The following is a 23,453-nucleotide window of genomic DNA, read 5'->3' as shown; positions in this document are numbered from 1 at the left end:
ACGGTCGGGCAGTGTATTCGTACCTCTCCGCGGCGTCTTCGAACGCCTCGGTGCGAGCGTCGTTTACGATAACGGCAAGATCAATGCTACCGGAAACGGCAGGACCATCTCGCTCACCATCGGCTCGACGACTGCCGTGGTGAACGGACAGCCCCAAACGCTCGATGTCGCGCCGTTCTTGGTGGGATCACGCACGCTCGTACCGCTGCGATTTATCTCGCAGGCGCTTGGCGCCGCGGTCGACTATGCGTCTGATAGCGATACCGTCACGATCACCAGCGGTTCGCCGGGCGCGACTGCAGCCGCTGTGACGTTGACGAACCTGAATCCGGCCGATCAGGGCGTGGTGCAATCGAATAAACCGGCCATCTCTGCGACCTTCTCGCAAAGCGTCGACCCAAACTCGGTCAAAGTGCTGCTCGATGACCGAGACGTGACGAGTGCGACGGCGATCTCACCGACGGATGTGCTCTTCACGCCTCCGTATTCGCTCGCGGCACAATCGCACACGGTCAAAGTGGAAGGCACGAGTGCGGCAGGCGCGACGTTCTCGCAGAGCTGGAGCTTCACGTCAGGCACGAGCACGGCCCAGAACTACGTGAACGTGTCCACGCCGGCACAGGGCGCTACGGTCGGCGGCACGTTCACCGTCGCCGGCACGGCGCTTCCGGGGTCGCACATCCACATCGTCGCGGCGAGCGTCGCGCTCTACGGCGGCGTATTCCGCGTGCCGTCCGGCAGCTACGCGGCCGATCTCACTGCAGACAGCACCGGCGCGTTCTCACAAGTCGTCACGATCCAGGTGACCGGCGGCGGCGCTGTGACGGTGCGCATAACTGCGAGCAAACAGAACTCAAGCTCGGCCACGGTGACGCTGAACCTCAACAGCTAGGACAATCGTGTTCGGACAGGGTTCACTCTGTTCGGGCGCAAAGCGGAGCGGCGACTTGGAGTATGCATGTCGCTCGCTTCGCTATCGTTAACGGACTACACGCGCAAACTTGCTTCCGCTGATCCGACGCCGGGCGGCGGAAGCGCGGCCGCCGCAGTGGCGGCGCTCGCCGCTGGGCTCGTACGCATGGTCGCCGAACTCACCGCTGGTTCGCCCAAATTCGCCGACGTCGCGCCGCGCGCCACATCGCTCGGTGCTCTCGCCGTTGCGGTCGCCCGCGAACTGCTCGCGTGCGTGGATGAGGACGTCGTCGCCTTTGACAAGGTGAGCGCAGCCTACAAGATGCCGCGGTCCGATGAAGCGCAAAAAGCGGAGCGCAGCGCCGCGATTCAGCGCGCGCTCGCCGGTGCCGCCGAGCCCCCGCTGCGCGTCGTCGAACTCGCGGAGCGCACGTGCGGGCTCGCGGCCGAACTCGTAGATTTTGGCACGCCGAATGCGGTCAGCGACCTCGGCTGCGCCGCCGCATTCGCCCTGGCGGCCGCGCAGGGCGCGGCGTTCAACGTCGAGATCAACGCGCGGTCGCTCAAAGACCGGGCGACGGCCGCGGCGCTGACCTCGCGCGCGCGCGCCGCCTTGGCGCAAGTGGACATCCAAGCCGAGGTGGTTCTCGGTAAGGTGAACGCGCTCATCGCCGGCGGCGACTGATGCCGGCGGTTCGGCTCGACGGCAGGCCGATCGCTTTGCGCATCCGCGCGGATGTGAAACAGCGCGCCGAAGCGCTGCAAGCCCGCGGTGTCGCGCCCAAGTGCGTCGTCATGGTCGTCGAAGGAGATGACGCGGGCACGCTGTACGCGCAGACGGCGCGCCGAGCAGGCGCCGAAGCAGGGATCCAAGTCGAGATCGTGCCGATAGGTGCCGGAGCCGACACGTCGGGCGCGCTCGCGATCGTGCATCGGATCATCGACGAGCCGACCGTCCATGGCGTGATGCTCCAACGTCCGTTGCCGCGCAACCTGGACGAGCGCCGACTGGTCGAAGCGATCGATCCGCGAAAAGATATCGACTGCGCAAGTCCGTTCGATCAGGGTCTCCTATCGCTCGGCTATGCGACGATCGCGCCGGCAACAGCGTCGGCGGTACTCGAAATCTTGCGCGAGCCGCCGGCGAAGCGCTTGGCCGGGCTTCGCGCAGTGGTCATCGGGCGCTCAGCGGTCGTCGGTCGACCTGTGGCGCATCTCTTGATCGCCGCCGACGCGACGGTCACCGTCTGTCATTCACGGACGAAGGACATCGCCGCCGTGACGCGCGCCTCCGACATCATCGTTCTCGCGGTCGGCAAACCACGCTTTCTCACAGGCGACATGGTCCGCCACGGCGCCGTCGTCATCGACGTCGGCACGAATGTCGTGGACGGCAGGCTGTGCGGCGACGCTGATTTTGACAGCGTAGCGGAAGTCGCCGCAGGCGTGACCCCCGTACCGGGCGGTGTCGGTCCGGTCACGACCGCCGTGCTTCTCCGCAACATCGTGACCGCCGCGGAATCTCTCCACCCTGCACGCTGATACTCTCGCCGATACGGCGACTTATTGACCGAACGGCTCGCCACGCGAGGACTCTCCTTCGCTCCGCATCCAGCTCGCTCTGTCGTTCGGTTCACTTCGTCGCTCTCGCCATCCGTGGCTCCGCTCCTCGTTCAACGCCTCGCTTAGGCGAGCCGTGCGGTCATTGCCGGTCGCCAGCACCGTCACGGCATCACCGGCGGTTTCAAAAGCCGGGGCGTGTGAGACGGCGAGGCCGTCGAACTCGAGTGACGCCGTTGATAGACGTGGGCCGACTAGCGTCGGCCCCTTCAGTAGTCGGCCCTTTCAGTAGTTCGTTTCGGGTTGATAGACGAGGGCCGACTAGCGTCGGCCCCTTCGGAAAATCCGTTTTTGGAGCGAGTGTTAGCGGAGGTCGGCTTTTAGGGCGCGGCCATCGCGTGCGAAGCAGACGAGCACGCGGCGGTCGTCGCGAAAACCCACGAGGCTCTTCTTCTGCTTGCCGCGGCGCAGCGCGTCGAACGCATTGCCGACCGCTTCTTCGTGAGCTGAAAATTCATCGTCGCCTTCTGCCGGCGGATTCGCGACAACCCGTTCGCCGAACGCTTCGGTGAGCAGAGCGACGACGACGCCGAGCTCCTCGCGCGCGACGGTTCGCGTATCGCGGCACACCTCGACGATCGTGATCCCGTCGAGTCCCGTCCAAGCGATGTCGATCTTGACGCCCGCGCGCCGGTCGAGCCGGTGAAACGCGTCGACGTGCCGGCGAACGGCGCCGTCGAAAGCGGCTCGCTCCGCGTCGCTGATCGTGCCTTTGACGATGAAGAAAAACGCGATCGACCGCGCGCGTGAATCGATCGAGATTCGCGAAAGCTCGGGATAGCGGACGAGGAGCGATACGATCAGGCGGACGGTTTCATTTGGGTCGTCGGGCAGGCGGCGTTCGATCACAGCGTTTGCAGTTACTCGATACTCGGAAACGGTCCTGCCGGCCTGAGGCAAGGTATTGCCGCTGCGCGGCGGCAAAGTCACCGCCCGATGACCGCGCGCCCGCGCTCGCCAATCACAGCGCCTACGCCCGAGCAGATCTCGTTCGTCGAGCAGGCTATGGCGACGTATGGCAAGCAGACCTACAACTTCGCGTATCGCCTCACCGGAAATGAAGCTGACGCGCGCGATCTCGCGCAAGAGGCCTTCATCCGAGTATTCCGCGCGTGGCACAGTTTTCGCGAAGGCACGTCGTTTCTCTCATGGATCTACCGCATCGTCACCAATCTTCATCGCGACGAATTGCGGCGTCGCAAAGGCGTCTTCGTCGAACCGCTGCCGGAAGACAATCAACCGCAGTCGCGGCCGCTCGCCGACTCGGCGCACGACCCGATCGCGACGCTGCACGACCGCCAACTTTCGCCTGTGATGGAGCGCGCACTGAGCGGCCTTTCATATGATCAGCGGGTCGTCGTCGTGCTCGCAGATATCGACGAGTACTCGTATCAGGAGATAGCCGACATCGCCGGCTGCTCGATCGGCACCGTCCGATCCCGATTGCACCGGGCGCGCGAGCAGCTTCGCAAGAACGTCCTCGCCGCCCGCGAACAGGTACCGTCAGAATGATGTTCCGCGTCCCGGAACGCCGAGCGGTCTGGCCGAAGTGCGAAACGCTTTGCTCGGTCGAATCGTTATATGGACGACCGGGGTGCGGCGAAATCTTCGTCCCCGGCATTTGCCGCGCACCCCTCACCGCCAAGGACCAACCCCGATGAACTGCTCAGCTTGCCAGCCTCTGCTCGTCGACTACGTGCATCATGAGCTTGATGCGGCGACCGACGCTGCCGTGTATAGCCACATCAAGACGTGCGCGTCCTGCGCGTCGCAGTATCAGCATGAAGTGCAGCTGGGCGAAACCCTGCGCCGCGCATTTGCCGACGAACTGGATATGCCGACGTCTGTGCTCGCCGGCGTGCGCTTGGCGATGCATGGACAGGCGACCGAGTCGCCATCGTTTGCGGAGCGTATCAGAGCGCTGCTCCGGCCGCGACTCGCTATTCCGCTCGCGGCGGTCATCGCGGTGCTCACCGTGGGAGTCGTGCGCGTCGGCCAGTACGCCCAACCGCAGCCGAGCTTCTCGACCGGATACTATCTGCGGGAACACGTCGCCCAGACGATGGGGTCGCCGGTCTCAGATCGCGCCTGGTCGGAATACGTCCTGACATCGGCCAACGACAATGCGCAAAGCCAGCCCTAGCGCTGGTCTTGGAGTGTTGCTTGCGCGCCCGTTCGCGGCCGCGGCAGCTTCTGTTCTCATCGTGTCGGCCGCGGCTGCTGCTCCACAGCCTTCGGCGATAGACATCCTGCACAAAGCGGTCACCGCGGACGACTCCGTGTCGTATTCCGGCACGATGACCACCATCGTCTACGGTCGTGACCGCGTGGATTCGACCGTCGTGCGATTGGACCACAACGCCCCTTCGGCATGGCGTATCTGGTATGTAGCGCCCGTCGACGCGTACGGCCGGCTGATCATCAGCAACGAAAAGGTGACGTATCAATACGAGGCGAGCACCAACACCGTGTATTCGGACGAATGGTCTGCGAGCGCTCCGCCGCTCGCAGAGTCCATCGACGCTGCGCGCGTCGAGCGCAACTACCGGGTCGAGTCAGGTCCCTCCACGACGGTGGCCGGCCGCGCCGCGCACGGGATCAGTCTGACCTCGAAATACTCAGGCGTGCTCGTGGGCCGGATCTGGGTTGACGATCAGACCGATCTCATCTTGCGCCGCGAGTCGTATCATGCCGACGGCTCCATCGCTTCGAAGTCGAGCTTCGACAACGTACGCGTCGTGAAATCCCTGCCGAAAGAACTCTTCGATCTCTCCATTCCGCAGGGCATGCGGCTCGTGCCGGGCGCGACGTTTGGCAAGGCCGAGACCGATGACGCCACCCTCGCCTCGTCGCTGCCATTCTCGATTGCCCGGCCTGCGTCGTTGCCCGACGGCTTCACCCTCGACCACGATTCCGTGAGCGTGCACGACGGCATCCAGACGTTGCAGATCGTCTACGACGACGGGTTGCGCGACTTCTCGCTCTTCGAGAACGCCACGGCACGGCTGCCGACGTTCGAAGGCATGACGCCGAAAAAAATAGACGTGGGCGGTAAAGACGGCTACGCAGCTGATTTCGGCGGCGAAACGCTCGTCACGTGGAACGCTGGAAAGTTGAACTTGACGCTCGTCGGTGACCTCACCGCGAAAGAACTGGCGGCGGTCGGCGCGAGCATAAAACAGTAGCCTCGATCTTTCCTTCCGTTAGAGCCAGCTCAGCACCTCACGAACTATTGCGCGCAGTTTCGGCGATGCGGGCTCGCCGGCTCCGGGCGCATGCGTCGCCCGCGACTGGCCGTCATTGAATGTTCGCGCCATCGAGGCGCCGCTCGCGGTGAGATTTTCAAGCGAATAGCCGCCCTCGAAGATAAAGCTCAAGGCAATCCCCCTCTCGCTCGCCACTGAACCGAAGAGAGCACATAACGCATCGACGGCGCGAAGCGAAACGGGCAGACCGGCGATCGGATCGCCGGCGAGAAAGTCGAATCCCGCCGAGACAAGGAGCGCCGCCGGCCGCAATCGGCGCACGAGCGGCGGCAGCAGCGACGCCCAGACCGCGATGAAGTCGTCGGTCACGGTCGAAAGCGGCAGCGGCACGTCGATGATGAAACCGCTCTCGCCGATCCGCGACTCAGCGAACGCACCGGAGCCCGGATAGGCGGGGTAGGCGTGCGAAGAGATAAAGCCGATCGGCGGCCCGTCACCCAGACGAAGTTCGCGCTCAACCCACGCTTGCGTGCCGTTGCCGTGATGATAGTCAAAATCGGCGACGATGACCGGACCAGCGTTGCGGCGCATCTGTTCCGCGGCGATCGCGATGTTGTTGAAGATGCAAAATCCCATGCCGCGATCGGGAGTCGCATGGTGGCCCGGCGGGCGCGTGATCGCAAGCGTCGGGTCGCCCGCGGTGGACTGCTCAGCTGCCGTCAGCGCCGCGCCGGCGGCCTCAAGCGCGATCTCGTAGGATGAGCGCGAGACGATCGTGTCACCCGTCGGCAGTTCCGCGATGTCATCGGATGCGAGGCCGAGACATATCCGCTCGACGCCCGCTACGTATGCCGCGCCGTGCACGCTTAGGATCGCCGGCAACGGCGCCGGCGTCGCCGGCTGGAGATCTGTTCGCGGGCATCCGCCCGCTTCGAGCCCGGCGATAAACGCTTCGATGCGTTCTGGCCGCTCCGGGTGGTGCGTGCCCGTATGGTGCTCGGCGAAGCGCTGCGCAAGCGTTATCCGCATCGGCCCGTGCGTCTCCTCGCCGCTGCTGCGGTTACGTCGCGCCGAGCGCCTTCAGGTATGCGTGCGCCTTCGTGGCCGCCGGACCTTTTGGATAGTAGACGAGGAATCGCTTGAACGCGACGATGGCGTTGCGTTTATCGCCCATGAGCCGGTACGTGTCGCCTAACACGTACCAGAGCTGCGCATCGGGATGCTTTGGATCTTGGTTGATCGCAAGCGCTTCGAACGCCGCGCGCGCATTCTTATAGTCTTTGAGCTCGAAGTACGAAAGCCCCAGATTGAAGAGCGTCGTGTATGTCTTGGCCAAGCCGAACGATCGGATATACTCGTCGCGCGCCTGCGCCCATTGACTGCCGGCCGCGTACGCCTGGCCGAGATAGAACACGGCTTCGGGGTCGTTCGGGTTTGCGGACACGAGCCGCGAGAAGATGTCCTGCGCTTTCGCCGGCTGATTCATGTCGACCAACAGCATGCGGCCATAGTCGAAGAGCAGACGAGGGTTGCCGGGCTCGAGCGCTATCGCCTTCTCGAATTCCTGTGACGCGAGCGTGCCGTTATGCTTTGAGTTGTCGTATTCTGCCTGCAGCGCGAACGGCTCGGCATCTTTCGGGTGGTCTTTGATCGCCTGAGCGAACGCGTCGCGCGCCTGCTGCACCATATTGTGCGACAGATACGTCTGCGCGATGTCGTCTTCGAACTCGACCGATTCCGGGTGCAGCTTCACGATTGATTGCAAGACCGCCACCGCGCCTGCCACGTCGCCTTTGCCGGACAGCGCGTCGGACTTCGCAAGGAGCGCTTCAACATTCTTCGGGTCGTCGGCGAGCACTGCATCGAACTGCGTGATCGCGAGATCGTAGTTCGGCTTCTTGTCGGCGATGTACGATTTACCCATGAGAAGCTTTGCCCGATCGTCTTTTGGATCGATCGAGAGCGCCTTGAGCAGATCTTTCCGGCCGGCGTCGAATTGGTTGCGGTTCAATTCGACCGTGCCGAGCGACTCGTACCCGAATGACTGGTCGGGGTGCAACGCGATCGCACGTTTGGCCACGCGTCCTGCGTCGTCGAGCCGATTGAGCTGGAGATACACGTCCACAAGATTTGCGAGCACCGCGACATTGCTCGGATCGTCGTTCTCCGCTCGTTCGAATTGCAGCGCCGCGTCCGACGGGTCATTCAACGCGAGGTCCGCGCTGCCCAGATAAAACCAGATGCGTTCGTCTTCCGCGCCGAGGCCGACGGCGGTCTCAAGCTCGTCGCGGCCGCCGGCTGGATCGCCTTGTTCCACGAGCAATTGCCCGAGTTCGGCATGCGACTCGCGATCGTTTGGATTATCTTTCACGGTTTGCCGCAGCGTGGCGATGCGTTGCTGCGGTGTGGGCGTGGGAGAACCCGTCGGCGACGGACTTGGCGTCGGCTTTGGCGCTTTCGGGCGCGCGTACGCCGTCGAGTCCGCAGGTACGAGCACGCCGCTCGCCGCGAACCCGGCGGTGATGAGAAAGGCGGCGGCTATCGCCGGTATCAGACGGCGCATGTGACTTTAAGCGCCCTTTCGTTCTTTGACTAGTTGTGTCAGCGCCGGCACGACCTTGAAGATGTCGCCGACGACGCCGAAATCGCAGAACTCGAAGATCGGGGCGTTCGCATCTTTGTTGATCGCGACGATCGTGCCCGAGCTGCGCATGCCCACTTTATGTTGGATCGCGCCGGATATGCCGCACGCGATGTAGAGCGACGGAGAGACGCTCTTGCCCGTCTGCCCGACCTGGTGGCCGTGCGAGATCCACCCGGCATCCACCGCGGCGCGCGAAGCACCGACCGCGCCGCCGAGCGCGGACGCAAGCCCTTCGATGATGTCAAAATGCTCCGGTCCCCCGAGACCGCGCCCGCCGGAAACCACAATGCCCGCTTCGTCGACACCCACGGCACCGGCTTCCTGCGTGACACTCTCCTCGATGACGACCCCGCGATCGGCGCAGACAGGCGGCGCGAGCGCGATGACTTCGCCTTTGCCCGCTTCCTTGCGCGCTGCGAACGAGTTGGGCCGGCAGAGAACGATCCCGCATTCTGAATCCTTAAACGAAATCGAAGCAGTAACCGATCCGCCGAATTTCGGCGACTGCGCCACGAGTCCGTTCTCACCGACGGTAAGGTCCGTCACCTCGGTTATGACGCCGAGCCGCAGACGTGCACCCAATCGGCCGGCGATGTCCTTGCCGGCGTTGCTCGAGGGTAATAGGACATGCGACGCTCCGTGCTCGCTCAAGAGCGCGGCGAGAGCGTCGACGGCCGGGTCGAGGCCGATCTTTTCGATCTGAACCTTTTCGCCGACCGCGATGATATCGACGGGCGTCTGCTTGAGCTGCTCGACGGCTTTGTCCGCATCGGCTCCGAGAACGACCGCCAATGACGGAACTCCGAGCGATTTCGCGATGTCCGCGCCTTTTGTGGCCATCTCCAAACCGATGCGGCGCAGCGCTCCGGCTTGATGTTCGACGTAGATGATGACGGCTGACATGGCGGCGTCAGATCGCCTTCTTGGCGACGAGGAAATCGAGGATGGCGCGTGCGCCTTCATCACCGTCGGGCGCTTGGATGACCGTGCCCTTCGGCCGGGCACCGACGGCTGAGGTGGCGAGCACCTTCGTACGGCTGCCCGCCTCGCCGGCGCGGTCCGCTGCACCGTTCAGACCGGAGAGCGTCAGTGCGGCGATCTCCTTTTTCTTTGCGCCCATGATGCCTTTGAGCGACGGATAGCGCGGTTCGTTCGCGCTCTTGGTCACCGAAACGAGCGCGGGCAATGGAGCGCGCATGCGCAGATAACCGGTCTCCGTCTCTCGGTGCACCTCTATCGCACCATCCGCCACCGTCAGCTTCTTCGCAAACGTGAGACACGGGATGCCGAGATATTCCGCGAGGGCCGCCGGAACGACGCCGCAGATCGCGTCGGTGCTTTGCGTGCCGGTGAGCACGAGGTCGAAGCCGATCGATTTCACCGCGAGCGAGAGCGCATACGCGGTCGCCATAGAATCGCCGCCGGCGCACGCCGCATCGGAGAGCAGAGCACCGGAATCGGCCCCCATGGCAAGCGCCTTGCGCACGACTTCGCGTCCGCTTTCCGGCGCGACCGAGACGATCGTCACGGTCGTGTCGCCGCCCAACGCTTCTTTCAGACGAAGGCCTTCCTCGACGGCGTATTCATCAAACGGGTTCAGAACGTTTTCAACGTTGGACCGGTTGAGACGGTTCGTGGCCGCATCGAACGACTTTTCGGCGTTCGTATCGGGCACTTGTTTGACCGTGACGACGATTTTCAAACGCTGCGTTACTCCGCTAAACGTCAATGCGGCCCGCGGGCGATCGGCGCGTCTGCGCCTTATCGCCTCAAGACCGACAAACAGGCTTGGCTTCTCGCTTGCGCCTCACGCGCCCTTGCTAAACGGGAGCTTGCGCCTCGGGGACGCCGCGGCCGACGAGCGCGTTGAGACGATCGCGAAGGTCGTCTGCGGAATACGGCTTCCGCAGCATCATCAGGGGCCAACGCTCAGCTGCCCGTAACACGTCATCGTTATCGATGTAGCCGCTCGCGACGATGACGCGCACCGCCGGGCGATTCGCTTTGATGTAGTCGATGATCTCGAATCCATCGGTGTCGGGCAGACGCAGATCGAGCACGATCGCATCGTAGTCGTCGCGCTCTTCCAATCGAAGCAGCGCTTCGCCGCCGTTCTTCGCGAGGTCTACGTGGTAGCCGGATTCGCGTAGTGCGGCAGCCGCGACGGAGCGCAGCGTATCATCATCCTCGATCACGAGCACCGCCGGCGTGCGTGCGCGCATTCCGTTTCGCGACCGGTCACCGGCGATAAACGTGCCGGCGCCCTGGCGCGGTTCCACCACGCCGCGTTGCGAGAGAATTCCGAGCGCTTGGCGGACGGTCATAAGCGCGACGCCGTACTGTTTAGCCAACGCGATCGTCGATGGCAGCTGGCGGCCGATGGGCCATTCGCCCTTTTCGATGCGGGTGAGCAGGTCTGTGGCGATGGACATGTACTTCAGCGGTCGGTCGGAAGAATCTCGCATGCAAGCAACGCAGCCTATGGAGGAATCCTTGTGGGACCCTCGACACTTTGATGGAGCGGACCGACAGAATCGGCCTACGCAACCGGTAGAGGCCGAGCATTTTCCCACGACGGGTGAAGCGCCTGCCGGAGCGCACCAAAGTTGCGGAGCTCGTCGTCTTATGATTTTGTCCCAGCTACAGAAGCCCGCTTCAGGCGTGATCGGTCTCGCATTTGATGGACCGAGGCTTTGGGCCGGTGATTGGGAATCCTCGGCCATTCTCGAGCTTGATCAGGACCTTGCTATCCGCGCGTCGCATCCGGCGCCCGGCCGCGTATACGGCATGACGTTTGTCGAGGACCGATTGTGCGCGGTGATAGGTCGCGCTGATTCCGATGATCGAAGCATTCATCGGTTCGACATCGCGCAATCCGCCTGGGAAAAACAATCCATCAGATGCCCGGATGCGACCGGCTCTCACCTAGCTTATGACGGCGGTCATCTTTGGCTCAGCCAGCGTTACGAGAAGCGCGTCCTCCAACTCCATGCCGACGGCTCCGTGAAGCACATGATCGATCTGCCTTGGGAAGTGACGGGGTTCACCTGGCGTGGCGCGACGCTCTGGCTCAACGTCCGTCCGGAAAGGGGTGTTTCAAGTCTTGCGATTCTCGCGCCGGGGGCGGCTGCGCCGGATGTCGTCCAATCGCTCGGTGCCTCGCTCGCTTCGCTAGCCGACGACGGCATAAGCTTCTGGACGGCCGAGCTGCGCGGCGATCGCATCCTGAAAATTACTCCTTAATATGCCGGCATCATGTAACCCCTATCACCGCCCCCGGTCGCGTATAATCTATTCGTGAGCGTATTCCGCAGCCCAAAGCGTCCGCCGCCTAAAGGCCTGGACGACCGTAGCCGCACGCCGGCCGCCGGCGAGGTGTTAGGTCACCTCGGCCAGGGCCTGGTCGTGACCGACTCGACCGGTCGGATCACCGAGGCAAACGACGCGGCGAACACCATGCTGGCCGCAGCGCCCAGTTCGCTCGTCGGTCGAGACTTGCGCTCGTGCTTACCGTCCGATGCGCGATCGCGCTTTTCGGAGGCGTGCCGGCGCGCCTTCCGAGAAAACGCCTCGCCGACGTTCACCGAATACTTCGCAGAATACGACAAGTGGATCGAGGGCTGCGCATTTCCATGCCGTGGCGGCATCGCGCTCGCGTTTCGCGATATCACGCTTCGCCGGCGAGCGCAACTGGCGCTCGGTGAGGCGCAAACGCGCCTTCAGCTCTTCATGGCGCAGATACCCGCAATCGTCTGGTCCACCGATGAGCGCTTGCGCATCACTTCGATCGTCGGCTCCGGATTGACTCGGGCCGGTCTTTCACCGAGCGCCCTCATCGGGCGACAATTGACGGATGCGCTCGTCGGCATCGACTCTGAGCCGGAGAACATGATCACGCACGTTGAAGCGCTGGAAGGGCGCGCCGGTAATCATTTCGCCGATTTCGCGGCGCGCACATATGATGTGCACGTCGAACCGCTGCGCGACGACGCGGGCGTGACGGTTGGCACGATGGGGATCGCGCTCGATGTTTCGGAACGCAAAGCGGCCGAAGATCGGCTCGCGTTTCTTGCGCATCACGATGCGCTCACGGCGTTGCCGAACCGCATACTGCTCATGGACCGCCTCGCGCAATCGATCGCCCGCGTGCGCAGACGGGGCCGATGCTCGGCGCTGCTTTTTATCGACGTCGATCATTTCAAGACGGTCAACGACACACGCGGTCATGCGGCGGGTGACGATCTGTTGAAAGCGATAGCCGCGCGGCTGACCGCGGCCATCCGCCCGGGCGACACTGTCGCTCGACTCGGCGGCGATGAATTCATCGTCGCACTCGATGACGTCGCGCACGCGGACGACGTCGCAATGGTCGCGTCGCGCATTTTGAGCGCTTTTGCCGAACCGTTCGTGCTCGGAGATATTCCGCTTCCGATCACCTGCAGCATCGGCGCGAGCCTGTTTCCGCGCGACGGCGATACGGCTCAGGCGCTCATCCAGCGCGCGGACGCGGCGATGTATGCCGCCAAACAGTGCGGCCGAAACAACGTGCAGTTCGCATCGAGCGAGATCCCGCACATTCCCTAACCGCGCCGTCTCGTAGTAGGGCAAGCATCGCTTGCCCATCCCAAAGGTCCGTTCAAATCGTCGCGCTAATTCCGCGCTGTTGGGCGCGTGGCGAAACCGGCAGACGCACGGGACTTAAAATCCCGGGACCGTAAGGTCGTGTGGGTTCGACCCCCACCGTGCCCAGTTGCAATCGGCCGTACGAGGTTCGTGAGTGGGATCGATCGTGATTCTCTCGGGTCCGGTTGCGGCCGGCAAGACTGCGGTGGCGCGCGAGCTGATCAAGTCGTCGCCGGATGCCTTCGCTCACATCGAAGGCGACGCATTCTGGTCGTTCATCATCAAGAGTCCGCAGACTCAGGGATTACCAAAACGCATGGTGATGATCATGCGAGCGATGTTGGCGGCGGCGAGGCACATCGAGCGCGACGGCTACGAGGTGATCGTGGATTTCACCATTCCGCCCTGGTTTCTCGACGGCGCGCGCGCTGCTCAAGGAAAAGCCGTTCGACTATGTCGTCTTACGGCCGAGCGAGGCAGCCTGCGCGGCGCGGGCGGCAGCGCGAAAAGAAGGCACGAAAGCGATGCGGCCGTCCTAGCCGGCCGCATCCGCGAGGGAATCGACGCGGGCACGTTCCGCGTCACGTAACCGGCATCACTTCGTCGAAGAGTAAAGATCAGAGACCGTCGCCGCGCTCAACGCGCGATCCCAGAGCGCCACTTCGTCGATAGCGCCCGAGAACCAGCGGCCGGGAAAGACCGTCGTGTATCCGATCGAGAACGCGCTGGTCTTCGTCGGCTCCCCACCTCCGGAATCGTGAGCTGCTAATTTGCCATCCCAATAGATATCGCGCTCTCCGGAAACGGTGTCGACCGTCGCAACGACCATGTGCCAGGTCTGAAGCAACGTCTTGGGGTCGGCGGTATATGCGACGTTGCTTCCGCCGGCCGTATAGAACCGAAGGACGTCGTCGGTCTCGAACTGCAGATCGAGATCGTTGCCGTAGTGTGATTCTCCGGCGACGTAGAAGATGTGGCCGGCCTTCGACGGCAGGGCGCTTAGGTCAACCCAAGCCATGATGCTCGCAGCGGCGGCGATGCCCCCGAGTTGGGTCGTCTTCACATAGGCGTCGGAGCCGTTCAGCGCGAGGCACTTATTGCCTCGGACACCGATCGGCGCGCAGTCCTGGGCTGATGTCGCACCACCTACGGAAGCGAAAGTCGCGGAGCCGACTTCGCTCGTGCCCTGCGTCGACTCGAGCCTGAAGTACGCGATTGGCTTGGTCGACATCATGGTCGCGACGAACCGATGCCTGCCGCCCATCGTTGCGGCGGCCGGCGAGGTCATCACGGCGACCGCCGCTATCGCGGCAAAAAACCTAAGGTGCTTGAGCATAAGATTGCGATTCCTTACCTTCCTTGAGCGAGAAGTGGTTTATAAATGCTAGATCGGGGGAACAACTAGCCTAGTCATCCGCGGCGCCGATGCAGAATCGCCGCCGCGCGCGCGAAGGAGGAGAAAAGATGCCCGCCTATTTGATCGCCCTCGCAGACCCCGCTGCTCAGGCGACGACCGACACCTCGAACACGACAACGACCACGACTCAGAATCAGGCGCCTGATACGACGGCGACCACCGGCACGAACACGTCCACGAGCACGAGCACGACGACCTCCACGACGACGTTTATGACGCCTACCGGTTGGATCATCGCGGCCGTCGTCGTCGTGATCGTCATCGCGCTCATAGCGATGGCCTCTCGCAACCGCACCGACTCGACCACGATCGTCAGATAAGTTCACGAACGGTGGCGGAACGGCTCTTCCGTCACCGTTCGATTCGGACGCCTTCGGCGTCCGTCACTCGGTATCCGGCGGACCGTGCACTGCGCCCGGCCGCAAGAAATACGCACGGTCGAGCGGCGCTTGGATCTTGTGGAACTTGAGCGGGGTCTGCAAATAATCAAAGCAATCGCTCAGGTCGTCGGACCGCTCATCGGTGTATCCAAGGGACCCAAGATTGTAGTCTTCCTCGATATAACGTAAGATGCTGCCGAATTCGTGATCGACTGTTGAGATATGCGCTGGTTTGGCATACGGTGATACGACGATGAGCGGTACGCGAAAACCCAATTCGTAGGAATCGAAAATATTCGCCGGGCGGACGTGATCGTAAAAGCCGCCCCAATCATCCCACAGCACGAAGATCGCTGTATCGTTCCAATATTGACTCTGACCGATAGCGTTCACGACCGAGGCAACCCACGACGGACCGCTGCCATCGGTAGATTGCGGATGGTCAGACGTCAAGGCGTCGGGGATCACCCACGATACATCGCGCAGCTGGCCGGCCGCGATATCGTTCAGGACGTTGGTCTCCGGAATCGAGATGTCGCGCCAATCTCGTCCGAACCGGAGATGCCGTATGGAGTTCGGCCCCGTCCAGATCGAGCTCGTGCTCGGCGCGTAATAGCGCCACGAGACGCCGTGCGCGTCCAGCAGATCGATGAGCGTCGGATGTTCGAAGCACGGGAACATCGACGAGTTTTCGTCGCCGGCCGGATCGATCAACTTGACGAGCGTGCCGGCGGGCGCGTCGCAGCCGCCGATCGTCGCATGATCCGGCGTTTCCGGATTTTCGGCGGCAAGCAGGTCGCTGCCGACGGCGGGCTGTGACGTGCCGGCGATGAGATACTGGTGCGCCGGAAAGCTCGGACCCTGATTCGTCTGAAACATGTGGTCGGCAAACGTATATTGTTCGGCCATCGAAAAATACGGACCGACTTCCGATCGCGGTACGTAGGCATATTCGCCGTTGTCGGGACATGGCGGGTCACCGCACGACTCGGATTCGAGATCGAATCCGTCCATATGGCCGTGGTCGTACGCGAACACGAAATCGGCATGGGAGTGCCCAAATCCAACCGGCGCTTTCAGCGAAAGCGGGGCGAGCTTGATGATGCGGCCTTTCGAATTTCGCCCGCTCGAGGCGATGTCGGCGCCCGGCAGTCCCTGAAAGAGATCGTCAGGCGTCCGATTTTCTTGGATGATGAGGACGATATGCTGGATCGGCGTGACGGGACTAGGATTCGGTGTCGGCTGCTGCCCCGGACCGGGGGCGGCCGAACTTCCGCAGCCGGCCAGACACACTGCTGCGAATCCAAGCGTACAGAGAAGAGCCGCCTCAAGTCTTTTTTTCATCCGATTCGCGGACCCCACTGACTGGGTAATGAGAGCGAGGAACGACCTACTGGCATGGGGCGCTTGGCTCAAGGAGCCGAAATGCTGTCGTCAAATTTGACGGTCTGGGCGGGACACATGGATGAGGACCAACATGCGCGGCACCTTTAGCATCGCGGTAACGATAATTGGGGTCGGATTCGTTTCCGCGCTCGCCGCGTGCGGCGGCAATGGTTTTGCGGGCGGCGGCGTCGCGCCGCAACCCACGCAGGCGTACGCGCCGAATACCGGAGACTTCCAGCGGTCGACCGTCTCGCCCATGGCCACCGAGACACCGCCCGCCGAAAGCCAATATATCCAAGATACCTGGAGCGGAATCTACCCGGTTCAGATTTTCGACAACCATAAGAACAAAGGCGGCATCTCCCAAGAGCAGGCCATGCAGGACGGTCCGCTCTACGCCGCTCTCTGGGGTTCCAATAGCCCGCAAATGGTGCAAGCGTGGCGCACGAACAATCCCACGCTTCCGATCAGCATGTATCTTCCGGTCGGCACCGACGCATCCGTCTCACTGTTCGGCAATCTTGGTCATCCGCTCAGTTGGTGGCAGGCCAACCATCCGGACTGGATCCTGTATGAGTGCGATAGGTCGACGGTTGCATTCGTCTCGGGTTTGACAAGCGTACCGCTCGACATCACAAACCCTGACGTGATCAACTATCTCTTAAATCTTGTCGGCGGGTACGCGGAGCAGAACGGCTACTCTGCGGTCGGGCTTGATCTCGTCTCGCTGAACAACGACACCGGCGGCACGCAGGACGGCCAGCACGGGTGCGGCGTCTTCGCCAATGTCGGCGGCGTGCCCACGTGGACGCAGAAGTTCTCCGGTCATACCGTTGATTCGGCATGGGCCAACGCCATGTTGTCGTACCTCTCCACGGCGCGGACCTACCTGCACGGACAACCGCGATCGCTTGGTATTTGGGGGAACAACGTCCCCGCCGACATCACTCTTGGCGATCCCAACGAGCAGCAACTCGTTGCAGATCTCGACGTGCTCTTCGATGAGAGCGGTTTCGCGCGGTACGGCAAGTACAGCTCAGACGCCGAATTCAACAACACCGTCGCGTGGGCGCGCTACGCGCAAGGCCTCGGCAAAGGATTCATGGACGTCAACGAGTGGCAAAACGAGACGAGCGTGACAAACGCGCAGCTCGACTATGTCTTGTCGACGTACGTCATGGCCAAAGAACAGGCGGCGGTTGTCTTCACCGCGCCGTACGGCGAATATGGTTTCGAGCACTACTTCGACCAGTATAAGGCCGCGATCGGTGCACCGTGCGCCGAGATGTATGGCGGGCCGTCATACCACGGGCTCGGGCGACTCGCATATTTCCGTCAGTTCTCGTTTGGGCTTTCGGCGGTGAATACGAGCAGCACGACGCCGTATACGGTGAAACTGCCGCAAACCGTCTACACGGACGTTGCGACCGGCGCGGTCCGGCACTCCGCGAAGCTCACGCTTGCCCCGTCCTCCGGTGTCTTGCTCACGGTCGCGAAGCACGGCTGCGCCGGCGCGGTTCAATAACGAACCAAGGGCAGGCGATGCTTGCCCAACAGTGAGCAGGCGAAATCACCGATAGGACGGCCGGCCGACGGTCGTCACGCGGCGCACGACAAGCACGAGCGCGATGACGAAGATGAGTGCGATCACCGCCGCGGCTATCGGAAACGCGATCGCAGCGGCGCCCCCGCCGACGGCCACGACATCTTCGACCGCGCTGAGCCCGGGATTGACGACGCCAAGCGTCGTTGCGGTGCTTGCAGCCCGAACGGTCGCGATGGAGCCGTGGACGACGAACGCGTTGAGCGCTCCCACAACCATCAGAGTCACGAGCTCGGCATAGCTCGGCGTGTGCACCGTGCCGGCGACGAGAATCGCGGCGGCCGCCGGCCGTAGGACGAAGTAGATCAGGTGCAGCACGTGGTCAACGACCGGTATCTTATCGCCCAGTATTTCCAGCAGCGCGAAAATCGCTAGAACGACGATCGAGCTCGTCGAGCCGAGCCACGCGAAGGAATTCGTGAGGTGAATCCATCCGACGTGCGCGGCGATCGCGGCTGCGAGCAGCGCGAGAAACGCCCGAATGCCCGCCGTCGTCGTGAGCGCGTATGCCAGTGCGTATTCGGTCGTCGCGTCCATGGTGCGTCGCGTTCACGCGACCCGCTATGCCACCCTTCCGGTCTGCATGAGCAGGTATCCGACGAGAAGATCGGTGCGCGTGACGAATATCTCGCTCGTCCCAGACGAAACGGCGACCTCGTCCAGCACCAAAAGGCCGGCGCAGACGATGTCCGCGCGCTGCTCGGGAACGCCGTGCATACACCGGCGCTGCGCGACCGTGGCATTGGCGACGAGACGCGTCACATCCGACAGATCACCGCGCGAGATCTTCGCCACGTCGCCCGACCAGTCGGCTTGCAGCATCTCGGCGACGGTCGTCGCTGTGCCGCCTACTGCGACGATCGTGCCGCTCGGTCGCAAGCTTTCGCGAAGGCTTCTCAATCCCAACCGGATCGCGCCTCGGCAGCGCGTCACTTCGTCCGCGGTCGGTGGATCGCCACGCAGAAATCGCTCGGTTAGCGCCACGGCGCCCAACGCGAGTGACGCCGTTGCGGGCGTCGAATCCGGTTTGTCGCGCCGCGCGAACTCGACGCTCCCTCCGCCGATGTCAAGAACGGTCATGGCGTTGCCGGTCAAAAGGCCGGCCGCAGCAAGTCCATACTGCGCGCCCTCGAACGAAGCGCGCGCCTCTTCGTCGCCCGTCAACACTGCAAGTGGTACGCGGACAAGCTCGCTCGCATGCGCGGCGAGTCGATCGGCGTCCGATGCGTCGCGAAGCGCACATGTGCCGATGAGATACGTTCGATCGACGCCATGACTGAGCCGCGCATAGTCCGCCACAGCCGCCAGGGTCCGTTCTGCAGCGGGCGGCGAAAGCGGGGCGGATGGAGTCAATCCTTGGCCCAGTCGTGTGCCGCGCGATTCGTGATATTCCGGAACGAGCACGCCGCCCGCGACGCTTGCGATCAGCAGCCGTGTCGAGTTTGTGCCGATGGAGATGACGGCGCAGCGTACCTCACTCATCGCGCCTGGGTCAGTAGCGCTTGGCCGCGGAAGCCTGTCGCGTCTTTTGGATGAGACCGAGCGAACGGTCATAGCGGCTCAGCGCCACCGCGAGGTAAACGGTGTCGAGGATGGAGAGCTGCGCAAGGCGGCTCGTCATGGCATCGCTGGAAAATGCGGTCTCGCGCGCCGCCGTGAACAGCGTGATGTCGGAGACGCGCGTTATCGGCGACGTGGCATTGTGCGTGACGCAGATGGTAGTCGCGCCGGATTCCTTCGCCATGCGCAGCGCCTCGACGACGTCGCGGCTGCTTCCGGTGTGCGAGATCCCGAGCGCGACATCGTCAGAACCGAGCAGCGCGGCGGATGTCGCGAGAAAGTCGGCGTCCGACATGGCAAAGCACGTGATGCCGATGCGATGGAACTTGTGGTACGCATCGTACGCGATCGACGACGAACCTCCCACGCCGTAGATGTCCATCCGGCGGGCGCGTCCGATCGCATCAGCGGCGCGCTGCAGGCTCGCATCGTCGAGCACTTCGATCGTATCTTTCAGCGCCTGGATGTTCGCCTGGAACACCTTGGATTTGAGCTGGCTGATCGAGTCGTGCGGTGTGATCGCTTCAAATATGGTGTCGGCCGGCGCCACGAGATCGCGCGCCAGCATGATCTTGAATTCTTGATACCCTTTATAGCCGAGTTTCTGACACAGCCGGACCACCGTGGACTCGCTCGTGTCGGTCGCTTCGGCCAGCTCCGTCACCGTGAGGTGGATCAGCTCTTCAGGATGGTCTCTTATGTAATCAGCAACGCGCTTTTCGGCCGTGCGCAGCGACGTATAGACTCCGTCTATGCGGATGAAACACCCAGGGATGCTGACTGGGTCGACGCGCGCCATGCTTGAGAAGGTTGGCCTTTGCCGTTCACGCCCCCTATGGGCGGCGTTTGCGCGCGTATCTGTTCACTTTTTCGCGCCGCAGATCCGACGCCGATCCACGCGGATCCCACTCGGCGGTCTGGCGGAGATAGTCCGCGATCTTGCGCTCGAATGACTCTTCAAGCGCGGTGCTCGCCACGGCTACGACCGGCGGACGCCCCGCGCGCTCCTCGACGATGACGAACTCGAGCGTCGGGCGGCGCGTCTGCGCGCACGCATTCCGCAGAGCGGCGAATCCCGGAGACGCCGCATCCACACCCGCCACTCGGCCATCTTCAAGCCGGACCACGGCGCCGAATCTTCCCGTCTGAACAACGGTTCCCCGGATCGGCTCCACGCTTTGTTATCTGTTCGCGGGAGGCGTTTGCGTCCGCACGACGATGAACACTTCGTGCGGCTTCACGAGTCCGAGCTGCTCGTGGATGAGCGGTACAAGATATTCGGGATCGTGGAGATCTTTGATCTGCGTCTGCAACGCCGTCTCCGACGATGTCAATTCGGCTTCGTGACGTTCAACGGCGACGATCTGCTTGTGCAGGTCGTACGATTGCGCGCCGACGCGCCACGCCTGCAAGCCGCTCGCGCCGAGAACCGCGACGATGACGGCGGCCATCGCGCAGCGCATCGAGATCACTGCGAAATTTGAAACCGCTTCCCGCCATCGTCCGCCCGATGCGCGAAGCGGCGCTCGGACGAGGCGCAGCGCCTTGAAACCGAGACTACCGCGCCGCACGGTCATGCTCGACCTCGGAATGCGAACCGATCTTGCGGTATTTCTCGTAGCGCCGGTCGAGCAGCTCGTCGCCCGACAGCTTCGAAAGCTTTGCCAACGCGCGCGCGTCGGCTTCCAGGACGTGCCGAACCACGGCGGCTGGGTCGCGGTGCGCGCCGCCGACCGGCTCGACGATCACTTCGTCGACGATGCCGAATTCGAACAGATCGTCCGACGTAAGGCGCAGGCGCGCCGCCGCTTCTTCAGCTTTCGAAGCGTCACGCCAGAGGATCGTGGCAGCCGGTTCGGGCGATGCGACTGAGTAGACCGCATGCTGGAGCATGGTCACGTGGTCGCCGATCCCGATCGCCAATGCGCCGCCGCTTCCGCCTTCACCGATCACATTCACAATTATCGGCACATGCAGGCCGGATAGGAGCGCGAGCGACGCGGCAATCGCCTCCGATTGGCCCCGTTCCTCGGCGCCGATGCCTGGATAGGCGCCCGGTGTATCGACGAAGGTGACGATCGGGCGGTTGAATTTCTCCGCGAGATGCATGACTCGTTGGGCCTTGCGATAGCCTTCAGGGTGCGGCATGCCGAAATTGCGATAGAGGTTTTCTTTGGTGTCGCGGCCCTTCTGTTGGCCGAGCACGAAGACCGGCGTGCGACCCAAATACGCGAAACCGGCGACGAGCGCGGTGTCGTCGCCGAAGACCCGGTCACCGTGGAGTTCGGTGAAACCGTCCAACTCTCCGATGTAGTCAAGGGCAAGAGGGCGCTTTGGGTGACGGGCCAGGTGCACGCGCTGCCACGGTGTGAGATTGGAGAAGATCTCGACGCGCAGCTGCCTTGCTTTGTCTTCGAGCGCCCGGATCTGGCTGGAGAGATCCACCCTGCCCGACTCATTGAGCTTTTTGAGGTCGGCGATCTTGCCTTCCAGCTCGGTGAGGGGCTTTTCGAGTTCGACGATGACGTTCAAGCGGGCACCGCTTTGGCCGTCATGAAGCGCAGGACGCGGCCGAGCGCGCTCTTCAACTCGTTTCGCCGTACGACCACGTCGACCTGACCGTGCTCGAGCAAGAACTCGGCGGATTGGAAACCTTCCGGCAGTTTCTGGCGGATCGTCTGATCGATGACGCGCCGGCCTGCGAAGCCGATCGCCGCGCCGTGTTCGGCGATGATGACATCGCCTTGGAAACCAAACGAGGCGGAGACCCCGCCGGTCGTGGGGTCGGTCAGCACGGAGACGTATGGGAGACCGAGTTGGCCGAATCGTTGTACCGCCGCACTCGTCTTCGCCATTTGCATCAGGGCGATCATGCCTTCTTCCATCCGGGCGCCGCCGGATGCGCAGACGATGACCGCGGGAAGCCGGCGTCGCGCCGACTCTTCGAGCAAGAGCGTGACCTTCTCGCCGACAACGCTGCCCATCGTGCCGCCCCGGAACGCGAAGTCCATGACGGCAAGACCGGTCTGCACTCCGTCGATCGCGCAAAAACCCGCGACGACGCCTTCGAGCAATCCCGACTTCGCGCGATCGTTGGAGGATTTCTGCGTGTAGGAAATGCGGTCGGTCCATTGCAGGGGATCGCCCGTGATCAAGTTGGCGCCGATCTCTTCGAAGTCGCCATCGGCCAGCAGCGCGATGCGGTCGAGCGCGCCCATGCGGAGATGGTGGCCGCACTTCGGACAGACGCGCAGCTGCTCGACAAGATCCTTCTTATAGAGACGCTCTTTGCAGCCGGGGCAGACCTCCCATAAGGGGTCTGTCGCGCCCTCGGGCTTGGTCGTGCGCCGTTTCAGCCAGTTCGCGGTCGGTGTCACGCGTTGCTACTCTCGCCCCTTCTCGGATCCGGTTTGGGCGCACGCTTGTGCCGGCCCCCGCCGAAATACAGTTTCGATAGTTGCTTCAAGTAGTTGACGATCTCGCCGCTGTTGAGCTTGCTCTTTCCGTGCGTGCGGTCGGTGAAAACATACGGAATTTCCTTGGCTTTTTCGTAGTTACCTTTCATCACGACCTCGAGACCGATCTTGAAACCGATCGGATCGAGCGTGATGCCGTCGATCACTTCGCGCCGGAAAAACAGGAAGCCGGACGTGATGTCTCTGATCGGAGTGAGCGGTTGTGCGAGCATGATCGCAACGCGCGACGTCACGCGCCGACGCCACGGCCAATTCGTTATCCCGCCGCCGCGGACGTAGCGGCTCCCGATCGCGAGTTGATAGCCGCCGCTTGTAAGCGCTTCGACCAACTGCGGCACGATCTGCATGTCGTGACTGAAATCTCCGTCCATGACGCCGAGGATCTCCGACGTACAGGTCTTCCAGCCATCGATGACCGCCGAGGCCAATCCAAGCTTGCCCGCGCGATGGACGCAGCGGCACGGATACCGTTCCGCGAGAGAATCCACGATCGCCCCGGTACCGTCCGGTGAGTTGTCGTCGACGATGACGATCTCGCCGTTTATGCCTGCCTGAGAGAATACGCCGGCGAGAGCGGCTATGAGCTTTTCTATGCCGCCCGCTTCATTATAGGTTGGGATGACGAC

General features: G+C 62.9%; 27 protein-coding genes and 1 tRNA gene. 12 read left to right on the top strand and 16 right to left on the bottom strand.

Features of this window, described 5'->3' with window-relative positions:
• The 3 genes from VKT51_01545 to VKT51_01535 form a co-directional block, all read left to right on the top strand.
• On the top strand, positions 1 to 892 hold an 892-nt coding region (locus VKT51_01545), incomplete at its 5' end, for a copper amine oxidase N-terminal domain-containing protein (protein ID HLJ82843.1).
• Positions 893 to 958: 66 nt separating this feature from the next.
• Positions 959 to 1,597 carry a cyclodeaminase/cyclohydrolase family protein gene (locus VKT51_01540; protein HLJ82842.1) on the top strand — a complete coding sequence of 213 codons (639 nt, stop codon included), beginning with the start codon at positions 959 to 961 and terminating at the stop codon, positions 1,595 to 1,597.
• A complete protein-coding gene (locus VKT51_01535) occupies positions 1,597 to 2,454 on the top strand; it encodes a bifunctional 5,10-methylenetetrahydrofolate dehydrogenase/5,10-methenyltetrahydrofolate cyclohydrolase (protein ID HLJ82841.1) in 858 nt (285 codons plus the stop codon). Before VKT51_01540 ends, VKT51_01535 begins: the two co-directional genes overlap by 1 nt.
• A gap of 381 nt (positions 2,455 to 2,835) precedes the next feature.
• Here VKT51_01535 and VKT51_01530 read toward each other — a convergent pair whose 3' ends face one another.
• Positions 2,836 to 3,381 (bottom strand): hypothetical protein, encoded by a 546-nt coding sequence (locus VKT51_01530; protein ID HLJ82840.1) that lies wholly within the window; start codon positions 3,379 to 3,381, stop codon positions 2,836 to 2,838.
• An 87-nt stretch (positions 3,382 to 3,468) separates the two neighbouring features.
• On the opposite strand from VKT51_01530, the gene VKT51_01525 reads away from it, so the two are divergent.
• The 3 genes from VKT51_01525 to VKT51_01515 all read left to right on the top strand — a co-directional run bounded on the left by VKT51_01525 (position 3,469) and on the right by VKT51_01515 (position 5,717).
• Positions 3,469 to 4,044: a sigma-70 family RNA polymerase sigma factor gene (locus VKT51_01525; protein HLJ82839.1), complete on the top strand. Its 576-nt coding sequence runs from the start codon at positions 3,469 to 3,471 to the stop codon at positions 4,042 to 4,044.
• Positions 4,045 to 4,189: 145 nt separating this feature from the next.
• Positions 4,190 to 4,675 (top strand): zf-HC2 domain-containing protein, encoded by a 486-nt coding sequence (locus VKT51_01520; protein ID HLJ82838.1) that lies wholly within the window; start codon positions 4,190 to 4,192, stop codon positions 4,673 to 4,675.
• Between the two features lie 13 nt (positions 4,676 to 4,688).
• Positions 4,689 to 5,717 (top strand): sigma-E factor regulatory protein RseB domain-containing protein, encoded by a 1,029-nt coding sequence (locus VKT51_01515; GenBank protein HLJ82837.1) that lies wholly within the window; start codon positions 4,689 to 4,691, stop codon positions 5,715 to 5,717.
• Positions 5,718 to 5,735: 18 nt separating this feature from the next.
• On the opposite strand, the gene VKT51_01510 is transcribed toward VKT51_01515, so the two are convergent.
• From VKT51_01510 to VKT51_01490, 5 genes are all read right to left on the bottom strand, one after another.
• Entirely contained in the window at positions 5,736 to 6,767 is a 1,032-nt protein-coding gene (locus VKT51_01510) for a histone deacetylase (protein ID HLJ82836.1), read from the bottom strand.
• Positions 6,768 to 6,798: 31 nt separating this feature from the next.
• Positions 6,799 to 8,301, bottom strand: a complete 1,503-nt coding sequence (locus VKT51_01505; protein ID HLJ82835.1) for a tetratricopeptide repeat protein — start codon at positions 8,299 to 8,301, stop codon at positions 6,799 to 6,801.
• A 6-nt stretch (positions 8,302 to 8,307) separates the two neighbouring features.
• Positions 8,308 to 9,285: an electron transfer flavoprotein subunit alpha/FixB family protein gene (locus VKT51_01500; GenBank protein ID HLJ82834.1), complete on the bottom strand. Its 978-nt coding sequence runs from the start codon at positions 9,283 to 9,285 to the stop codon at positions 8,308 to 8,310.
• Positions 9,286 to 9,292: 7 nt separating this feature from the next.
• The gene (locus tag VKT51_01495; protein ID HLJ82833.1) at positions 9,293 to 10,084 is read right to left on the bottom strand and encodes an electron transfer flavoprotein subunit beta/FixA family protein; all 792 of its coding nucleotides are present in this window, start codon (positions 10,082 to 10,084) and stop codon (positions 9,293 to 9,295) included.
• A 118-nt stretch (positions 10,085 to 10,202) separates the two neighbouring features.
• The gene (locus VKT51_01490; GenBank protein HLJ82832.1) at positions 10,203 to 10,814 is read right to left on the bottom strand and encodes a response regulator; all 612 of its coding nucleotides are present in this window, start codon (positions 10,812 to 10,814) and stop codon (positions 10,203 to 10,205) included.
• Positions 10,815 to 11,043: 229 nt separating this feature from the next.
• Between VKT51_01490 and VKT51_01485 the strand changes: the two genes are divergently transcribed.
• From VKT51_01485 to VKT51_01470, 4 genes are all read left to right on the top strand, one after another.
• Complete coding sequence (locus VKT51_01485) at positions 11,044 to 11,625, top strand: hypothetical protein (GenBank protein ID HLJ82831.1); 582 nt, start codon at positions 11,044 to 11,046, stop codon at positions 11,623 to 11,625.
• A gap of 54 nt (positions 11,626 to 11,679) precedes the next feature.
• Positions 11,680 to 12,966, top strand: coding sequence for a sensor domain-containing diguanylate cyclase (locus VKT51_01480; GenBank protein ID HLJ82830.1), 1,287 nt, complete (start codon positions 11,680 to 11,682; stop codon positions 12,964 to 12,966).
• 81 nt (positions 12,967 to 13,047) lie between these two features.
• Positions 13,048 to 13,131: transfer RNA gene (locus tag VKT51_01475), tRNA-Leu, on the top strand.
• A gap of 28 nt (positions 13,132 to 13,159) precedes the next feature.
• Positions 13,160 to 13,594, top strand: coding sequence for a hypothetical protein (locus VKT51_01470; protein HLJ82829.1), 435 nt, complete (start codon positions 13,160 to 13,162; stop codon positions 13,592 to 13,594).
• 6 nt (positions 13,595 to 13,600) lie between these two features.
• Here the strand turns inward: VKT51_01470 and VKT51_01465 are convergent, their stop codons facing one another.
• Positions 13,601 to 14,341, bottom strand: a complete 741-nt coding sequence (locus VKT51_01465; protein ID HLJ82828.1) for a LamG domain-containing protein — start codon at positions 14,339 to 14,341, stop codon at positions 13,601 to 13,603.
• Positions 14,342 to 14,469: 128 nt separating this feature from the next.
• Between VKT51_01465 and VKT51_01460 the strand changes: the two genes are divergently transcribed.
• Complete coding sequence (locus VKT51_01460) at positions 14,470 to 14,742, top strand: hypothetical protein (protein ID HLJ82827.1); 273 nt, start codon at positions 14,470 to 14,472, stop codon at positions 14,740 to 14,742.
• A 63-nt stretch (positions 14,743 to 14,805) separates the two neighbouring features.
• Here VKT51_01460 and VKT51_01455 read toward each other — a convergent pair whose 3' ends face one another.
• Positions 14,806 to 16,146: an alkaline phosphatase family protein gene (locus VKT51_01455; protein ID HLJ82826.1), complete on the bottom strand. Its 1,341-nt coding sequence runs from the start codon at positions 16,144 to 16,146 to the stop codon at positions 14,806 to 14,808.
• A 133-nt stretch (positions 16,147 to 16,279) separates the two neighbouring features.
• Between VKT51_01455 and VKT51_01450 the strand changes: the two genes are divergently transcribed.
• On the top strand, positions 16,280 to 17,713 hold the full coding sequence (locus tag VKT51_01450) for a hypothetical protein (protein ID HLJ82825.1): 1,434 nt from the start codon (positions 16,280 to 16,282) through the stop codon (positions 17,711 to 17,713).
• Between the two features lie 45 nt (positions 17,714 to 17,758).
• On the opposite strand, the gene VKT51_01445 is transcribed toward VKT51_01450, so the two are convergent.
• The 8 genes from VKT51_01445 to VKT51_01410 form a co-directional block, all read right to left on the bottom strand.
• On the bottom strand, positions 17,759 to 18,328 hold the full coding sequence (locus VKT51_01445; protein HLJ82824.1) for a DUF4126 domain-containing protein: 570 nt from the start codon (positions 18,326 to 18,328) through the stop codon (positions 17,759 to 17,761).
• A 24-nt stretch (positions 18,329 to 18,352) separates the two neighbouring features.
• Entirely contained in the window at positions 18,353 to 19,273 is a 921-nt protein-coding gene (locus tag VKT51_01440) for a hypothetical protein (GenBank protein ID HLJ82823.1), read from the bottom strand.
• Between the two features lie 10 nt (positions 19,274 to 19,283).
• Positions 19,284 to 20,150, bottom strand: a complete 867-nt coding sequence (locus VKT51_01435) for a MurR/RpiR family transcriptional regulator (GenBank protein ID HLJ82822.1) — start codon at positions 20,148 to 20,150, stop codon at positions 19,284 to 19,286.
• A 34-nt stretch (positions 20,151 to 20,184) separates the two neighbouring features.
• The gene (locus VKT51_01430) at positions 20,185 to 20,526 is read right to left on the bottom strand and encodes a hypothetical protein (protein HLJ82821.1); all 342 of its coding nucleotides are present in this window, start codon (positions 20,524 to 20,526) and stop codon (positions 20,185 to 20,187) included.
• A 6-nt stretch (positions 20,527 to 20,532) separates the two neighbouring features.
• A complete protein-coding gene (locus VKT51_01425) occupies positions 20,533 to 20,922 on the bottom strand; it encodes a septum formation initiator family protein (GenBank protein HLJ82820.1) in 390 nt (129 codons plus the stop codon).
• A complete protein-coding gene (locus VKT51_01420) occupies positions 20,909 to 21,883 on the bottom strand; it encodes an acetyl-CoA carboxylase carboxyltransferase subunit alpha (GenBank protein ID HLJ82819.1) in 975 nt (324 codons plus the stop codon). The genes VKT51_01425 and VKT51_01420 overlap by 14 nt, the downstream gene beginning before the upstream one ends.
• On the bottom strand, positions 21,880 to 22,728 hold the full coding sequence (gene accD, locus VKT51_01415) for an acetyl-CoA carboxylase, carboxyltransferase subunit beta (protein ID HLJ82818.1): 849 nt from the start codon (positions 22,726 to 22,728) through the stop codon (positions 21,880 to 21,882). The genes VKT51_01420 and accD overlap by 4 nt, the downstream gene beginning before the upstream one ends.
• The coding region (locus VKT51_01410; GenBank protein ID HLJ82817.1) for a polyprenol monophosphomannose synthase at positions 22,725 to 23,453 on the bottom strand (729 nt) is incomplete at its 5' end. The genes accD and VKT51_01410, both read right to left, overlap by 4 nt.

Source organism: Candidatus Eremiobacteraceae bacterium (genome assembly GCA_035295225.1).
Taxonomy (GTDB): domain Bacteria; phylum Vulcanimicrobiota; class Vulcanimicrobiia; order Eremiobacterales; family Eremiobacteraceae; genus JABCYQ01.
The sequence above is the reverse complement of the archived record's forward strand: the minus strand, read 5'-3'. Positions and strand labels throughout refer to the sequence as shown.

Excerpts from the sequence above, each read along its gene's own strand:
- VKT51_01450 (HLJ82825.1), top strand. The coding sequence starts at position 16,280 with ATGCGCGGCACCTTTAGCATCGCGGTAACGATAATTGGGGTCGGATTC.
- VKT51_01490 (HLJ82832.1), bottom strand. The coding sequence starts at position 10,814 with ATGTCCATCGCCACAGACCTGCTCACCCGCATCGAAAAGGGCGAATGG.
- VKT51_01465 (HLJ82828.1), bottom strand. The coding sequence starts at position 14,341 with ATGCTCAAGCACCTTAGGTTTTTTGCCGCGATAGCGGCGGTCGCCGTG.
- VKT51_01500 (HLJ82834.1), bottom strand. The coding sequence starts at position 9,285 with ATGTCAGCCGTCATCATCTACGTCGAACATCAAGCCGGAGCGCTGCGC.
- VKT51_01540 (HLJ82842.1), top strand. The coding sequence starts at position 959 with ATGTCGCTCGCTTCGCTATCGTTAACGGACTACACGCGCAAACTTGCT.
- VKT51_01435 (HLJ82822.1), bottom strand. The coding sequence starts at position 20,150 with ATGGCGCGCGTCGACCCAGTCAGCATCCCTGGGTGTTTCATCCGCATA.
- VKT51_01440 (HLJ82823.1), bottom strand. The coding sequence starts at position 19,273 with ATGAGTGAGGTACGCTGCGCCGTCATCTCCATCGGCACAAACTCGACA.
- VKT51_01520 (HLJ82838.1), top strand. The coding sequence starts at position 4,190 with ATGAACTGCTCAGCTTGCCAGCCTCTGCTCGTCGACTACGTGCATCAT.
- VKT51_01510 (HLJ82836.1), bottom strand. The coding sequence starts at position 6,767 with ATGCGGATAACGCTTGCGCAGCGCTTCGCCGAGCACCATACGGGCACG.
- VKT51_01535 (HLJ82841.1), top strand. The coding sequence starts at position 1,597 with ATGCCGGCGGTTCGGCTCGACGGCAGGCCGATCGCTTTGCGCATCCGC.
- VKT51_01460 (HLJ82827.1), top strand. The coding sequence starts at position 14,470 with ATGCCCGCCTATTTGATCGCCCTCGCAGACCCCGCTGCTCAGGCGACG.
- VKT51_01525 (HLJ82839.1), top strand. The coding sequence starts at position 3,469 with ATGACCGCGCGCCCGCGCTCGCCAATCACAGCGCCTACGCCCGAGCAG.
- VKT51_01445 (HLJ82824.1), bottom strand. The coding sequence starts at position 18,328 with ATGGACGCGACGACCGAATACGCACTGGCATACGCGCTCACGACGACG.
- VKT51_01455 (HLJ82826.1), bottom strand. The coding sequence starts at position 16,146 with ATGAAAAAAAGACTTGAGGCGGCTCTTCTCTGTACGCTTGGATTCGCA.
- VKT51_01505 (HLJ82835.1), bottom strand. The coding sequence starts at position 8,301 with ATGCGCCGTCTGATACCGGCGATAGCCGCCGCCTTTCTCATCACCGCC.